Origin of the sequence: Bordetella pertussis 18323 (assembly GCF_000306945.1) — a bacterium.
Classification (GTDB): domain Bacteria; phylum Pseudomonadota; class Gammaproteobacteria; order Burkholderiales; family Burkholderiaceae_B; genus Bordetella; species Bordetella pertussis.
On record NC_018518.1, the window covers coordinates 1,253,772 to 1,268,820 of the forward strand.

At 66.3% G+C, this 15,049-nt stretch carries 14 protein-coding genes and 2 pseudogenes; 6 read left to right on the plus strand and 10 right to left on the minus strand.

The genetic code is table 11. The features are described 5' to 3' along the window. Nucleotides 1–5: 5 nt before the first annotated feature. From ehuB to lhpI, 3 genes are all read right to left on the minus strand, one after another. Nucleotides 6–926 (minus strand): ectoine/hydroxyectoine ABC transporter substrate-binding protein EhuB, encoded by a 921-nt coding sequence (ehuB, locus tag BN118_RS05955; RefSeq protein WP_014905619.1) that lies wholly within the window; start codon nt 924–926, stop codon nt 6–8. Nucleotides 927–1,086: 160 nt separating this feature from the next. Continuing rightward, a complete protein-coding gene (locus tag BN118_RS05960) occupies nt 1,087–2,247 on the minus strand; it encodes an ABC transporter substrate-binding protein (protein WP_010930395.1) in 1,161 nt (386 codons plus the stop codon). A 41-nt stretch (nt 2,248–2,288) separates the two neighbouring features. Further along, a complete protein-coding gene (gene lhpI / locus BN118_RS05965; protein WP_010930394.1) occupies nt 2,289–3,239 on the minus strand; it encodes a bifunctional Delta(1)-pyrroline-2-carboxylate/Delta(1)-piperideine-2-carboxylate reductase in 951 nt (316 codons plus the stop codon). Nucleotides 3,240–3,413: 174 nt separating this feature from the next. Between lhpI and BN118_RS19405 the strand changes: the two are divergent. Further along, nucleotides 3,414–3,841, plus strand: a pseudogene (locus BN118_RS19405) (OsmC family protein). Further along, nucleotides 3,838–4,062, plus strand: a complete 225-nt coding sequence (locus tag BN118_RS21190) for a hypothetical protein (protein ID WP_010930393.1) — start codon at nt 3,838–3,840, stop codon at nt 4,060–4,062. Before BN118_RS19405 ends, BN118_RS21190 begins: the two are co-directional and overlap by 4 nt. A gap of 164 nt (nt 4,063–4,226) precedes the next feature. Here BN118_RS21190 and ptsP read toward each other — a convergent pair whose 3' ends face one another. From ptsP to thrS, 6 genes are all read right to left on the minus strand, one after another. Then, complete coding sequence (gene ptsP / locus BN118_RS05975; protein WP_225719710.1) at nt 4,227–5,936, minus strand: phosphoenolpyruvate--protein phosphotransferase; 1,710 nt, start codon at nt 5,934–5,936, stop codon at nt 4,227–4,229. 106 nt (nt 5,937–6,042) lie between these two features. Further along, nucleotides 6,043–6,312 carry an HPr family phosphocarrier protein gene (locus BN118_RS05980; protein ID WP_003812598.1) on the minus strand — a complete coding sequence of 90 codons (270 nt, stop codon included), beginning with the start codon at nt 6,310–6,312 and terminating at the stop codon, nt 6,043–6,045. Nucleotides 6,313–6,427: 115 nt separating this feature from the next. Beyond that, entirely contained in the window at nt 6,428–6,826 is a 399-nt protein-coding gene (locus BN118_RS05985) for a PTS sugar transporter subunit IIA (protein ID WP_003812601.1), read from the minus strand. 10 nt (nt 6,827–6,836) lie between these two features. After that, on the minus strand, nt 6,837–7,793 hold the full coding sequence (gene gshB / locus BN118_RS05990; RefSeq protein ID WP_010930391.1) for a glutathione synthase: 957 nt from the start codon (nt 7,791–7,793) through the stop codon (nt 6,837–6,839). Nucleotides 7,794–7,929: 136 nt separating this feature from the next. Further along, complete coding sequence (infC, locus tag BN118_RS05995) at nt 7,930–8,475, minus strand: translation initiation factor IF-3 (protein WP_033446215.1); 546 nt, start codon at nt 8,473–8,475, stop codon at nt 7,930–7,932. A 20-nt stretch (nt 8,476–8,495) separates the two neighbouring features. Then, nucleotides 8,496–10,445 (minus strand): threonine--tRNA ligase, encoded by a 1,950-nt coding sequence (gene thrS, locus BN118_RS06000; RefSeq protein ID WP_003812608.1) that lies wholly within the window; start codon nt 10,443–10,445, stop codon nt 8,496–8,498. Between the two features lie 387 nt (nt 10,446–10,832). On the opposite strand from thrS, the gene BN118_RS06005 reads away from it, so the two are divergent. Together BN118_RS06005 and BN118_RS06010 are read left to right on the plus strand one after the other, a co-directional pair. After that, on the plus strand, nt 10,833–11,609 hold the full coding sequence (locus BN118_RS06005; RefSeq protein ID WP_019248759.1) for a response regulator transcription factor: 777 nt from the start codon (nt 10,833–10,835) through the stop codon (nt 11,607–11,609). A 5-nt stretch (nt 11,610–11,614) separates the two neighbouring features. Next, nucleotides 11,615–12,007: a hypothetical protein gene (locus tag BN118_RS06010; protein ID WP_003812612.1), complete on the plus strand. Its 393-nt coding sequence runs from the start codon at nt 11,615–11,617 to the stop codon at nt 12,005–12,007. On the opposite strand, the gene BN118_RS06015 is transcribed toward BN118_RS06010, so the two are convergent. Beyond that, entirely contained in the window at nt 12,004–12,411 is a 408-nt protein-coding gene (locus tag BN118_RS06015) for a hypothetical protein (protein ID WP_041166148.1), read from the minus strand. The two genes, BN118_RS06010 and BN118_RS06015, sit on opposite strands and share 4 nt — an antisense overlap. 17 nt (nt 12,412–12,428) lie before the next feature. Between BN118_RS06015 and BN118_RS06020 the strand changes: the two genes are divergently transcribed. Both BN118_RS06020 and BN118_RS06025 read left to right on the plus strand, forming a co-directional pair. Then, nucleotides 12,429–13,379 (plus strand): IS481-like element IS481 family transposase, encoded by a 951-nt coding sequence (locus BN118_RS06020; RefSeq protein ID WP_005012067.1) that lies wholly within the window; start codon nt 12,429–12,431, stop codon nt 13,377–13,379. Further along, a pseudogene (locus BN118_RS06025) lies at nt 13,373–14,866 on the plus strand (autotransporter outer membrane beta-barrel domain-containing protein); the annotation flags it as partial. The gene BN118_RS06020 and the pseudogene BN118_RS06025, both read left to right, overlap by 7 nt. Between the last annotated feature and the right edge of the window lie 183 nt (nt 14,867–15,049).

Genomic DNA, 15,049 nt, shown 5'->3' on the forward strand with positions numbered 1-15,049 from the left:
CCCGCTTACTGGGCGGCGCACAACTTGGCTGCGGTCACATCGCCCGGCAACTCGCCGGCGGTAAAGCCGAATGGCTCGACCAGCTTGCGGTGCTTGTCGCTGCCCACGAATTTCTTCAGTTCGGCGTTGAACGCGTCGGCGAACGCCTGGTCATCCTTGCGAAAGGCGAAGGCGCCATAGCCGCGCACGCTCTTGCCATCGACCGTGGGATCGGTGAAAGGGTCGGCCTTTTCCAGCTTGTCGCCGGCGCTGGTCTTGTGCATCAGATCGTTGACGGTCAGCGCGGTCGCCGCATAGGCGTCGGCGCGTCCGGCCTCGATACCCGAGAGCGCGCTGACCGCGTCCGGAAACACCACCACCTGCCCGGCCGGAATCTCCTGCTTGGTCGCGTATTCCGCCTCGATGGCCCCGACGACCACGCCCAGCTTGGCCTCGCCGTTCTTCGCCACGTCGGCGTAGCTATGCAGATTCTTGGGGTTGCCCTTCTGCACCAGGAAAGCCTGCCCCACGCCATAGGTCGGGTCGGAGAACGCAACCTGCTGGCAGCGTTCGGGCGTCACATACATGCCGGCGGCAATGATGTCGAACCGCTTGGCCTGCAGGCCCGGGATCAGCGACCCGAACTCGGTCAGGACGCCCTCGACCTCGTCGATACCCATGCGCTTGAGCACCACCCGGGCGATCTCGACCGACTCGCCGGTAACGCGCGCCTCTTTGCTGTCCATATAGGCATAAGGCGCCTCGTTGGCGTAGCCGATGCGGATCTTGCCCGCCGCCTTGGCGGCGTCCAGCGTGCTGGCGCTTTGCGCGGCCGGCTGCTGCGCGGCGCCGGGATCGCTCGAGTCCGAATCCGAACACGCAGCCAGCAGGCCCGCTCCCACCATCAGAAGTCCCCATTTCACGAAATTGAAACGACGCATGAGCATGGTTTTTCCTCCTGAATAGTTCGGTATTGAAATAGATATGTCCCGAATAGTACGCTATAAAATCATTTGATCACGAATCATTTGACGACAAAAAAGGCAGGCCCAAGGCCTGCCCGCATTGCCGCGCCCAGGGAAACCGGCGCGTCACATCCTGAAACGCCTACGGCTGGCCAGCGTACGAAAAACGCCCGTTGCGTACCACGCCCATGACGCGCGCGCGCTCGTCGAAACCCTGGTGATTTTCGGCGCTGATATTGAGCACGCCATTGGGCACGGTAAGGTCGCGCGTATTCTCCAGCGCATCGCGCAAGGCGGCGCGGAACTCGGGCGTGCCGGGCTTGGCGCCGGTCTTGAGCGCACGCGCCACCGCCGAATCGAGCAGGATCCAGGCGCCATAGGCGTCGCCGGCGAACTGGGTCAGGGTATTGGCGCCGTATTGGGCCTCATACTTGTCGGCGAATTCCACGGCCACTTTCTTGACCGGGTTGCTGTCGGGCAGCTCGCGCGCGACCACGCCCGGGCCGGTGGGAAAGAGGGTTCCTTCCACGTCGCGCCCACCGACTTGCAGGAACTCCAGCGTGCCGATGCCATGGGTCTGATACACCTTGCCGGCGTAGCCGCGTTCGAGCAGGGTCTTCTGCGGCAACGCCGAAGGCGTTCCGGCCCCGGCGATCAGCACCGCCTCCGGCTTGGCCGCGATCACCTTGAGCACCTGGCCCACCACCGAGGCGTCGGTACGCTGGAAGCGCTCTTGCGCCACGATCTTGAGGTCGTCGCCGGCCGCCTGCGAGAACTCCTTCCACCAGCTGTCGCCATACGAATCGGCAAAGCCGATGAAGGCCACGGTCTTCACGCCCTTCTTTTTCATGTCCTGCACCAGCACGGACGCCATCAGGGAGTCGTTCTGCGGCATCTTGAACGCCCAGGCGCGCTTGGGATCGGACATGGGCTCGACGATCACCGCCGACGCCGCCAGGGCGATCATCGGCGTCTTGATCTCGGCCAGCACATCCAGGCCCGCCAGCGCGGCCGCGGTCGTGTTCGGGCCGACGATGGCGTCGACCTTGTCCTCGGAGGTCAGCTTGCGCATGTTCTTCACCGCGCGGCTGACGTCGGTGCCGTCGTCCAGCACCACGTAGCGGGCCGGCTCGCCGCCCAGCGTAGCCGGCCACAGGCGGATCGCGTTGTTGGTCTGGATGCCTATCGCCGCCGCCGGCCCGGTCGTGGAGACGTCAACGCCGATGACGACTTCGGCCTGCGCGGCAAACGCGGGGACCAGGGCCGTGGCCAGGACGGCCAGGCGAGCGAGCAGAGTGGACATGGTTCGAAAGCCCGTGGAAAGTAGTAAGAGGAAAATCGCCCTTATTGTGCCTGAACATCGCCCTGCCGCGCCTCGTATACCTGGGCGGCCAGCGTCAGGTCTTCCAGCGCGCTGCCCACCGCCTTGAACACGGTGATCTCGGCCGCATCGCGCCTGCCCGCCGCGCGGCCCGCCGCCAGGTCGGCCAGGGTGCCGCGGATCTGCGTGCGCGCCAGCGTGCCGGCCGCGAAGGCTTCGAGCAGGTCGCCGGCCTTGGTGGGCGCCTCATCGGTATCCACGTACACGGATGTGCCGGCAAAACACTGCGGGTCGGTTTCCTTCATTTCGGGCGTGAAACTGCCGATCAGGTCCAGGTGCACGCCCGGCCGCAGCCACTCGCCGCGCACCAGCGGCTCGGTGGACAAGGTGGCGCAGCTGACGATGTCGGCCTGCCCGACCGCGGCCTGCAGATCGGTGGCCGCCTGCGCGTCGAAGCCCTGCTCGCGCAATTCGGCGGCCAGGCGCTGCGCGCCGGCCGGCCGCACGTTCCACACCAGTACGCGCTCGATCGGGCGCACTGCGCGCATCGCCTGCGCCACCAGTCCGGCGATCCGGCCGGAGCCCAGGATCAGCAACACCCTGGCGTCGGCGCGGGCCAGGTACGAAGCGCCCAGCGCGACCGCCCCGGCGGTCCGATAGGCGGTCACGACGTCGCCGTCGACCTGCGCCAGCGGCACCCCGGTACGGGCGCTGTACAGCGTGTAGGTCGCATGCAGGCCGGGCAGCCCCTGGTGGGTGTTGGCGGGAAAGATATTGATGACCTTGACGCCGAAATAGCCGGCGTCGTTCCAGGCCGGCATGATCAGCGTCGTGCCTTGCGCGCCGCCGGACTCGATGGCATGGACGTGGCGCGGCGGCACATGGGCGCCGCCGCGAAAGGCGTCGCGCAGGGCATCGATGACCGCCGTGAAGCGCAGCGCGCGGCGGGTGTGTTCAGCGTCGATTTGCAGCATGTGGCCTCCGGAAGAGCCTGCATTATCGCCCTGCCCGGCGCCGCGCGCGTACCCCTGGACACAGTTTGGCCATGTCTAGGGGGATATCATGAAGCGAACCCGCCCCCGGGTTCCCGCATCGGCGACGCGCCGCCACCCGGCCGCCGCCGCGCCTATTCACCGCAAGGAGTCCCCATGAAGAAAACCGCATCCGCCGTCTGGAAGGGCGACCTCAAGTCCGGGCAAGGCACGATCTCGAGCCAAAGCGGCGCGCTGAAGAACCAGCCCTATGGCTTCAATACCCGTTTCGCGGACCAGCCGGGCACCAACCCGGAAGAACTGCTGGGCGCCGCGCACGCGGGCTGCTTTTCGATGGCGTTGTCCAATATCCTGGGTGAGGCAGGCCTGAAGGCCGACAGCATCGAAACCACGGCCGAAGTCACGCTGGACAAGACCGACGACGGCTTCACCATCACCGCCGTGCACCTGACCGTGAACGCGGTCGTGCCCGGCGCCACGAAGGACAGCTTCGCCGACGCGGGGCCGCCAAGGCCAAGGCCGGTTGCCCCGTGTCGAAAGTGCTCAATGCCAGGATCAGCATGGACGCCACGCTCAAGGGATGACGACATCGCCCCGCGGCGCCCGCAGGCCGGGCGCCAGCGCGCGTGGCTGGCGCAAGCCGGCGCTACTGGCGCCGATGCGCCGAAATCACCGGATGCTGGCGCCGGCCCTCGTCCATGGCATGCAGGACTTCGCCGATTGCGTCGAGAAACCCGGCGGCGCCGGACTTGACCCGCCGCCACCCGCCGCCCCGCATGGGTACCAGGGTGGCGCGCCGGGCTGAAGAGGTGGCCGGCTCACCGTTGCTGCGTGTCGCGTCGCCCATGATTCTCTCCTTGAGAAAAGCGCGCTGAGAAACCGCATGCGATTCATCTTAGTCCTGCCCGTTGTGCAATGCAACGAAAAAAACGGCGCCGCAAGGCACCGTTTTGCCGTGCCACCGCGCTGTCAGAGCGCGTCGAGCGTATCGGGGTCGATGGGCAGGGCGCGGTTCAGGGCCGCGGCGACCTTGACCCGCAAGGCATTGGAATGGGCGCGCCGGACCTCGCGCTTGACGTCGAGCAGCTGCTGCGGGTGCATGGAGAATTCGGTCAGCCCCAGCCCGAGCAACAGGCGCGTCAGCCGCGCATCGCCCGCCATCTCGCCGCATACGGCCACCGGCTTGCCGGCGCGCTCGCCCGCGTTGATGGTGTTGGCCACCAGGCGCAGCACGGCCGGATGCAAGGGGTCGTACAGGCCCGCCACATCGTGGTCGCCGCGGTCGATCGCCAGCGTGTACTGGATCAGGTCGTTGGTGCCGATGGACAGGAAATCGAGCGCCTGGACGAACGGTTCGATCGCGATCGCGATGGCCGGGATTTCGACCATGGCCCCCACCTCGACGCGCGCCGCATAGGGCTGGCCGCGCGCATCGAGCTCGCGGCGGGCGGACTCCAGCGCGGCGTACGTGGCGTGTACCTCGTGCATGTGCGCGATCATCGGAATCAGCACCCGCACCGGGCCATGGGCCGAAGCCCGCAGGATGGCGCGCAACTGCGTGGCGAACATCTCGGGCCGCGCCAGGCAATAGCGGATGGCCCGCTGCCCCAGCGCCGGATTGGTGGCGACCGTCGCCTCGTCATCGAGCGTCTTGTCGGCGCCGATGTCCAGCGTGCGGATCGTCACCGGCCGGCCCGCCATCACCTTCACCACCGATGCATAGGCCTCGTACTGTTCTTCCTCGCCGGGCAGGTCGGGCCGGCCCATGAACAGGAATTCGCTGCGGAACAGGCCGATGCCATGAGCCCCGCAGGCCAGCGACAGGCTGGCCTCCTCGGGCAGCTCGATGTTGGCATGCAGCACGATATCGATACCATCCAGGGTGACAGCCGGCTCGTCGCGCAGCAACGCCAGCTCGGCGCGCTCGTCGGCGTACACCCGCTGGCGCGCCTGGTACTCGGCCAGGATGCGGGCCGAAGGGTTGAGCACCACCACGCCGTCCGCGCCGTCGACGATCAGCATGTCGCCGTCGCGCACCAGTTCGCGCACATTGCCCAGCGCGACCACCGCCGGCACGCCCATGCTGCGCGCCACGATCGCGGTGTGCGAGGTCGGACCGCCCAGGTCGGTCACGAAGGCGGCGAAGCGCCCGCCGCGCAGCCGCAGCATGTCGGCCGGAGAAATATCGTGCGCCACCACCACCAGCGGATCATTGCCATCGAGCTGGGCGCCATCGGGCAGCATGGCCGAGGTGCCGGCCAGCACGTGCAGCGCCCGTTCGATGACCTGGCGCACGTCGCCGCCGCGCTCGCGCAGGTATTCGTCCTCCATGGCCTCGAATTGCTGGCCCAGGATCTGCCCTTGCGCGGTCAGCGCCCACTCGGCGTTGTAGTGCCGCTCGGCGATCAGCGCCAGGGCCTGCTCGGCCAGCAAAGGATCGCCCAGCAGCAGCCGGTGCACATTGAGCATGGCGCCCAGCTCGCGCGGCGCGTCCTCGGGCAGGGTGTCGGCCATCTGCAGCAGATCGGCCTGCGCCTTGGCCAGCGCCTCGGTCAGCCGCTGGCTTTCGGCCGCGGCATCCTCGGGCGCGATGCGGTAGTGGGCGACTTCGAGCGCCGCCGCACCCATGACCACGGCGCGGCCGATCGCGTAGCCGCGCGCCACGCCTTTGCCGTGCAGGCAGACGACCGGACCGGCGGCGATATCAGGAGAAAGGGATGGGATGGAAGAGCGCGTAGACGATGCAGCCCGCGCCGACGGCGGGCTGCCGGAACCTGAGGTTTTGCTATTCCTGCTCACCGAACTTATTGTCGAACAGAGTTTGAATTTCGGACAGCGCCTGGTCGGCATCGCTGCCCGAGGCCTCCAGCTTGACTGTCACCCCCAGCCCGGCGGCGAGCATCATCACGCCCATGATGCTCTTGGCGTTGACGCGCTGGGCGCCACGCGAAATGAAGATCTCGCTGCTGAAGCGGCTGGCCAGCTGCGTCAGCTTAGCGGCGGCCCGGGCGTGCAGCCCGAGTTTGTTGCTAATGACGATGTCTGAGCTAGGCATAAGTTCTGATCTGGCAATGGCGGCAGCCGCAATCCCGTGCCCGCCGGGTCGGACTGCCGGCCCGGCACGGCGGAACTGCTGCGCCATCAATTCACTCTCGGCGTTTTCTCGCCCGTCAGTCTACACGCAAGCAACCCTGGACGCCGCCTGCGAGCGCCTTTTCACGCGTCTCGGCCAGCGAAAGATTGCGATAAGTCAGGGCCCGCAACAGCATCGGCGTATTCAATCCCGCCAGCACACAGCACTGGATGCCCTGCGCCTGCGCATCGGCCACGGCGCGCTTGGCGATATTGGCCGGCGTGGCGCCGATCAGGTCGGTCAGGACCAGCACGCCCTGCCCCTGGTCCACGCGCAGGATATCCGCCAGTACCCGGGGCGCCGCGTCGTCGGGCAAATCCTCGGGATGGATATCGTGCACGGCCAGCGCTTCGGTCGCGTCGCCCAGCACGTGGGCGACGCTCTCGCGCATGGCACTGCCCAGCGGGGCGTGCACGACGATAACGATGCCAGTCATAGCAGCAAGTTCAGCCGGCGGCGCTTTCCAGCGCCACGGCGAACATCTCCGGTACGTTGAAGCCCGTCTGTTCGGTGATCTCGACAAAACAGGTCGGGCTGGTGACATTGACTTCGGTAATGTAGTCGCCGATCACGTCCAGGCCCACCAGCAGTAGCCCGCGGCCGGCCAGCCGGTCAGCCACCGTGCGCGCCAGGTGCAGGTCGCGCTCGGACAGCGGCTGGGCCACGCCCCGCCCGCCGGCCGCCAGGTTGCCGCGCGTCTCGCCGGCCAGCGGTATGCGCGCCAGCGAATACGGCATCGGCTCGCCGCCGATGAGCAGAATGCGCTTGTCGCCCTTGACGATCTCGGGGATATAGCGCTGCGCCATGATCGTGCGCGTACCGTTGTCGGTCAGGGTTTCGAGGATCGCGTTCAGGTTGGGCTCGCTGCGCTGCAGGCGGAAGATCCCGGTGCCGCCCATGTCGTCCAGCGGCTTGACGATGACGTCGCCCTGCGCGGCATGGAATGCCCTGATGCGCGCCATGTCGCGCGTGACCAGCGTAGGCGTGGTCAGATCGGGAAACTCGGTGATCGCCAGCTTCTCGGGATGATTGCGGATCGCCGCCCCGCTGTTGAACACGCGGGCCCCCTGCTGCTGCGCGTACTCGAGCAGATGCGTCGAATACACGTATTCCATGTCGAACGGGGGATCCTTGCGCATCACCACCGCGTCGAAGCGCGCCAGCGGCGCCTCGTCGGCCGCGCCGGTTTCGCGCCACCAGTCATGCCCATGGAGGTCGGCGCCGTCGCGCAGCGCGATGGGCGCAAAGCGCGTCCTGACCTCGCCCGCATCGATATAGAGATCGCCTTGCAGCGCAACGCTCAGGGTGTGCCCCCGGGCCTGCAGCGCCTGCATCATGGCGACGGAACTGTCCTTGTACGCCTTGAGCAGCGGCAAGGGATCGATAATGAACAATACGTGCATCTCGGCACCCGATACGTACGCCGCGCCACGAGCCCGCGCAGGCAGGATTGACTAGGCAGTTTGAAAGATGGGGCCGCACGGGCCGCACGCAAGCCGGCCCGGACGCCCCTCGAGGGCAACCGGGCCGGGGATGGGATCAGCCTGCCGCGTCGGGCTTGCCGACGGCCTTCTTGCGCGGCGCAAGCACCATGACCATCTGACGGCCTTCCAGCTTGGGCATCGCCTCGACCTGGGCAAGTTCGATCAGATCGTCGCGCACCCGCTCAAGCACCCGCATGCCCAGTTCCTGGTGGGCCATTTCCCGGCCACGGAAGCGCAGCGTGACCTTGGCCTTGTCTCCCTCTTCGAGGAAGCGGCGCAGGTTACGCAGCTTGACCTGGTAGTCGCCCTCGTCGGTCGCCGGGCGGAATTTGACTTCCTTGACCTGGATGACCTTCTGCTTCGACCGGGCCTCGGCCTGGCGTTTCTGTTCCTGGTACTTGAACTTACCGTAATCCATCAAGCGGCAAACCGGGGGATCGGCATTGGGCGCGATCTCGACCAGGTCCACGTCGCTTTGCTCGGAAAGACGGAACGCATCGGCAATCTTGACGATGCCCAGCTGTTCTCCGTCCAGGCCTATCAGACGCACCTCGGGGACGCGGATTTCACCGTTGATGCGTATGGCTTTTTCAGTGGCGATGTTGACGACTCCTAGAAAGGTTAAGCAGCGCTCGCGAGTTGGGTGACATTGCGGCGGGTGGAGATATCCTCGGCCAGGCGCGCGATGAAATCATCGAGTGCGATGACGCCCAGATCAAGGCCACCCAATCCCCGCACCGCGACGGTGCCGTTTTGCATCTCCTTGTCACCAACGACGAGGAGATACGGGATTTTCTGCAGGCTGTGTTCACGGATTTTACGAGTGATTTTTTCACCACGCAAATCAGCCTGCACTCTAAAGCCTTGTTTTTTCAGGCTTTGTGTTATTTGTGCCGCATATTCGGCGGAATGCTCGGAGATGCAGCATACCACCGCCTGCAACGGGGCCAGCCAGGGCGGCATGGCACCGGCATGGTTTTCGATCAGCATGCCGATAAAACGCTCCAGCGAACCGAGGATGGCACGGTGCAGCATGACCGGCGGACGACGCTGGTCGTTCTGGTCGACGTACTCCGCGCCCAGCCGCACGGGCATGGAAAAATCCACCTGAATCGTGCCGCACTGCCAGTGGCGTCCGATGGCGTCCTTGAGCGTGTATTCGACCTTGGGGCCGTAGAAAGCGCCCTCGCCCGGCGAGATCTCGAATTCGCAGCCGGTACGACGCAGGCTTTCCATCAGGGCGGTTTCGGCCTTGTCCCAGATTTCGTCGCTGCCGATGCGCTTCTCGGGACGCGTGGCGACCTTGTACAGCACCTCGGTAAAACCGAAGTCCTTGTAGACCTTCTGCAGCAAGGCGGTGAATGCGGCGCACTCGTCCTGCAACTGGTCTTCGGTACAGAAAATGTGGCCGTCGTCCTGGGTGAAACCGCGCACCCGCATCATGCCATGCAGCGAGCCGGACGGTTCGTTGCGGTGGCATTGCCCGAACTCGCCGTAACGCAGCGGCAATTCGCGATAGGAATGCAGGCCGGCATTGAAAATCTGCACGTGCCCGGGGCAATTCATGGGCTTCAGACCGTAGACCCGGTTTTCGGACTCGGTCGTGAACATGTTCTCGCGGTAGTTGTCCCAGTGGCCCGTCTTCTTCCAGAGCGTCAGGTCGAGGATCTGCGGCGCCTTGACCTCCTGGTAGCCGTTGTCCTGGTACACCTTGCGCATGTACTGCTCGACCTGCTGCCACAGCGCCCAGCCCTTCGGATGCCAGAAGATCAGCCCGGGAGCCTCGTCCTGGAAATGGAACAGGTCGAGTTCGCGGCCGATCTTGCGATGGTCGCGCCGTTCGGCCTCCTCGAGCATGTGCAGATAGGCATCCTGGTCGTCCTTGCTCGCCCACGCCGTGCCGTAGATCCGCTGCAGCATCTCGTTCTTGCTGTCGCCGCGCCAGTAGGCGCCGGCCACCTTCATCAGCTTGAAGACCTTCAGCTTGCCGGTCGAGGGCACGTGGGGGCCGCGGCACAGGTCGATGAAATCGCCTTCCCGGTACAGGCTGAGGGTTTCGTTGGACGGAATCGAGGCAATGATCTCCGCCTTGTAGACCTCGCCGATGCCCTTGAAATAGGCGACAGCCTCGTCGCGCGACCATTCCTCGCGCGTGACGACCTCGTCCTTGCGCGCCAGTTCGGCCATTTTCTTCTCGATTGCCTGCAGATCTTCCGGCGTAAAGGGGCGCTTATACGAAAAATCGTAGTAGAACCCGTTGTCGATCACCGGGCCGATGGTGACCTGGGCATCCGGGAAGAGCGACTTCACGGCATAGGCCAGCAGGTGCGCCGTGGAGTGCCGGATCAGGTCCAGGCCGTCGGCATCCTTGGCGGTAACGATGGCGAGCTGCGCATCATTGTCGATGCGGAAGCTGGTATCGACCAGCCGGGGCTCGGCGCCGTCGAAAGCGACGCGCCCGGCCAGCGCCGCCTTGGCCAGCCCGGCGCCTATGGATTGCGCAACCTCGGCCACCGTCACGGGACCGGGATACTGGCGCTGCGAGCCATCCGGCAAGGTAATTTGTACCATCGAAGGAATTCCTGGATTTGGAAACGAAAAACGCGGCTGCCTGGCCGCGTTTTGTCTGGTGCCTTGTTGAGTATTTACCGCAATGACGCGATACCAACCCGACGCATGAAATCATTAACGCGACTGAGTGCGGAAGATTCCGGTCGTAGTTCGTGTCGGGCGCAGCAGCATCTGGATCGTGCCTCGGATATGCGTCAAGGGTGGCACGCGGGTCGGCATGCCAAACGTCGCCAATTGTAGCACCTTTCGTCCCCGAACCCGCTGCGCCTGCCCCACACTGGATCTGTCTGATTTTCCAACGACTTATCGGACTCCTCTCAAAACCCTCGTAACCTGCCATGACAGCTGAGCTTGTCGCTCGTGACGCCAGGCATAGAAGGAGTCCCCATGCCTCACCGCCTATCCCACGCCGCGCCAGTCCTCGCCGGGCAGGCCTGCGCGGCCCATCCTCCCGCCACCTATCCCTCCAGCGCCCAGCCCGCCGTGGCATCGGCGCGCCGCTACATGCTGCTATCCCGGCCCAGCCGCCGCCTGCGGGTCGCCATCCTGGACGACCACCCCGCCGTCGCGGTAGGCCTGAGCGCATACCTGGGCGAACACGGCGACTTCGAGGTCGCGCTGACCGAGACCAACGCCGTGGCGCTGGCCCACCAGCTCAAGCGCCATCCTTGCGACGCGGCCGTCATCGATTTCTTCATGCCGGCGCAAAGCTGGGACGGCGTGGACTTCATCCGCCGCCTGCGCCGCCTCTGCCCCGACATGGCCGTGATCACGATTTCGGCCGGCAAGGCGCACGAAACCGAGTACGCGGCCTTCCGCGCCGGCGCCAACGGTTTCCTGCCCAAGGGCGCGCCGCTGAGCCTGCTGGCCGAACTGATCCGCACGACCGTCGTCAGCCGACGGGCGTTCTTCAGCGCCCGCACAGGCCAGTTGCGCGCCACCATCCCCGACCCGCCAGACTCCCGGCTCACCAATGCCGAGCGTGAAATCCTGCGCCAAATCGCGAAGGGCTTTTCCGTAACCCAGATATCCGGCCGCCTATTGCGCAGCAAGAAAACGGTCAGCACCCACAAGCGCCGCGCCATGAAGAAACTGGGCCTGGCCGACGACCTCGCGCTGGCCCTGTACCTGAGCGAGAAATTCGAGCAAAACGTCTATGGCTGAATCCCATGGCCAAGCACCATCAAGCCTCCGGGACCCTCTGCGTTCAATGGCTATGCCCTGGCCCGGCGCAGCAACGCGCCCTGCTGGAACTGGCGCTGCGCTGCCTGCGCGACGACCGTCTCGAAATCCGCCGCGCCCTGCGCCAGCGCGACAATGCCACGGTACGCGAGCGCCTGCATCGGGCCAAGGGCGCCATTTGCACCCTCTGGCCCGACCCCGAAACGCTGGCGCGCCTGGAGGCCGTGCACCGGCAGCTGCCCAGGCGCGGCAGCCAGCTGTGGAGCCAGGCCGCGGCGCTGGAAAGCCGTCTGCTGCAGCTCGAACAGGCCATGCTGGCCAGCCTGGATGCGCTGGGCGGCGACCCCATGGCGCAAGAGCAGCAGCCCGCGCCGCCCTAGACGATGCGCGAATAGCTTGCGGCCGGCGCGGCCTCGCGCAGGTAGCGATCGAACGTCATGGCGACCGCCCGCACGAAATACCACCCCAGTTCGGTTACCTGCATCACCTCGGCGTCCAGGGTCACCAGCCCCAGTCCGGCCAGCTCCCGCAGGCGGGCCAGCTCAGGCCCGAACGCCGCGCTGGCGGGCGCGCCGGCCGACCCACCCAGCTCGGCCAGCGCCAGCCGGCCCCGGCACATCACCGCCATGATCAGCCGGCGCCGCAGCTCGTCGTCGGCCGACAGGCGCAGGCCCCGCTCGATGGGCAGCCGCGCCTGCGCTAGCTGTGAAGATTCAATAGGTTGTATGCATGGTTCATCCGAACCGGATTTGAGAAACTGGAAATCGCCGACCCCCCAGTTCACTCAAGGAGCCCGGCCGGATGAACACCCATAAGCATGCCCGATTGACCTTCCTACGTCGACTCGAAATGGTCCAGCAATTGATCGCCCATCAAGTTTGTGTGCCTGAAGCGGCCCGCGCCTATGGGGTCACCGCGCCGACTGTGCGCAAATGGCTGGGCCGCTTCCTGGCTCAGGGCCAGGCGGGCTTGGCCGATGCGTCCTCGCGCCCGACGGTCTCGCCCCGAGCGATTGCGCCGGCCAAGGCGCTGGCTATCGTGGAGCTGCGCCGCAAGCGGCTGACCCAAGCGCGCATCGCCCAGGCGCTGGGCGTGTCAGCCAGCACCGTCAGCCGCGTCCTGGCCCGCGCCGGTCTGTCGCACCTGGCCGACCTGGAGCCGGCCGAGCCGGTGGTGCGCTACGAGCATCAGGCCCCCGGCGATCTGCTGCACATCGACATCAAGAAGCTGGGACGTATCCAGCGCCCTGGCCACCGGGTCACGGGCAACCGACGCGATACCGTTGAGGGGGCCGGCTGGGACTTCGTCTTCGTGGCCATCGATGACCACGCCCGCGTGGCCTTCACCGACATCCACCCCGACGAGCGCTTCCCCAGCGCCGTCCAGTTCCTCAAGGACGCAGTGGCCTACTACCAGCGCCTGGGCGTGACCATCCAGCGCTTGCTCACCGACAATGGCTCGGCCTTTCGCAGCCGCGCCTTCGCCGCGCTGTGCCATGAGCTGGGCATCAAGCACCGCTTTACCCGACCTTACCGCCCACAGACCAATGGCAAGGCCGAACGCTTCATCCAGTCGGCCTTGCGTGAGTGGGCTTACGCTCACACCTACCAGAACTCCCAACACCGAGCCGATGCCATGAAATCCTGGCTACACCACTACAACTGGCATCGACCCCACCAAGGCATCGGGCGCGCTGTACCCATCTCCAGACTCAACCTGGACGAATACAACCTATTGACAGTTCACAGCTAGCGGCGCCGGCGAGCGGCGCATCGCCCGGCGCGCCTGCCATGCCGTCACCCGATGCCTTGCCGCACACGCCGCCTGCTTCAGGCGGCGATCGCGTGATCAGCGGGATCCTGCAGCAGGACCTCGGCAGTTGGCTGGCGCCGGATGCCGCAAAGCGCAGCCCCTCCGAGCCTGGCAAGGCGGCCGAAAAAATCGGGGTAATGCCGAACGAGGACCTCGGCAAGTGGCTGGTTCCGGGGGCGCAAAAGAACAATCCGCCCGAGCCTGGCAAGACGCTGGACGAAATCCGTGCGGGTCTCGAAAAATGGGTGGCGCCCGGGTCCAAGCCGCCCGTCGAACCGGATCCGGACAAGGCGACGCAGGCGTATCGCAAAGACCTCGATAAATGGCTGGCGCCTCCGGCCAAGTCCGGCCCGCCCGAAGCGCCACCCGTCGTCCAACCCGAAGCGCCGCCGCAAGCGCAACCTGAGGCGCCGCCTGTCGTGCCGCCGCCGGCCGAGCCGCCAGCAGCTCGACCGCCGGCCGTTCCGCCCGCGCGGCCGGCCGGCGACGCGGTGTACGTGCCGGGCACGCGCACGCTGACGCCGACGGCCAACGCGGCGGTGGGCACGGCCAGCGCCGCGCAAGGTCTGTGGCAGGCCGAGATGAACGCGTTGAGCAAGCGCATGGGCGAGTTGCGCCTGACGCCGGTTGCGGGCGGCGTATGGGGCCGCGCTTTTGGCCGGCGCCAGGACGTCGACAACCGCGTGTCGCGCGAGTTCCGCCAGACCATCAGCGGTTTCGAACTGGGCGCCGATACCGCCTTGCCGGTGGCCGACGGGCGCTGGCACGTGGGCGCGGTGGCTGGCTACACCAACGGCCGCATCAAGTTCGACCGGGGCGGCACGGGCGATGACGACAGCGTGCACGTGGGCGCTTACGCTACCTACATCGAGGACGGCGGTTTCTATATGGATGGCATCGTGCGGGTCAGCCGCATTCGCCACGCGTTCAAGGTGGACGACGCCAAGGGCCGGCGCGTGCGCGGCCAGTACCGCGGCAATGGCGTGGGCGCGTCGCTGGAACTGGGCAAGCGCTTCACGTGGCCCGGCGCCTGGTACGTGGAGCCGCAGCTGGAGGTGGCCGCCTTCCATGCGCAAGGGGCCGACTACACCGCCAGCAACGGCCTGCGCATCAAGGACGACGGCACGAACTCCATGCTGGGCCGCCTGGGCCTGCACGTGGGGCGGCAGTTCGACCTGGGCGATGGCCGCGTGGTGCAGCCCTACATGAAGCTGAGCTGGGTGCAGGAGTTCGACGGCAAGGGCACGGTGCGCACCAACGACATCCGGCACAAGGTGCGGCTCGATGGCGGCCGCACCGAACTGGCCGTAGGGGTGGCTTCGCAACTGGGCAAGCACGGCAGCCTGTTCGGCTCGTACGAGTACGCCAAGGGCAGCCGCCAGACCATGCCGTGGACCTTCCACGTCGGCTATCGCTACGCCTGGTAGCGCATCGTATGGCGGGGTGCCTGTCCCCGCTGGGACAGGCACATCGCCGTACGCCGTCGACGCCAGCCTGCCAAGACGGTCTCTGTCCCGGGGCGGGAGGCTCACTGAGCCTCTCGCGCAGGTGCGTGTGTTTCGTGCGTGGATGGCGCTTATTTCCTTTGTATTGGTTCGCAGCTTCGTTTT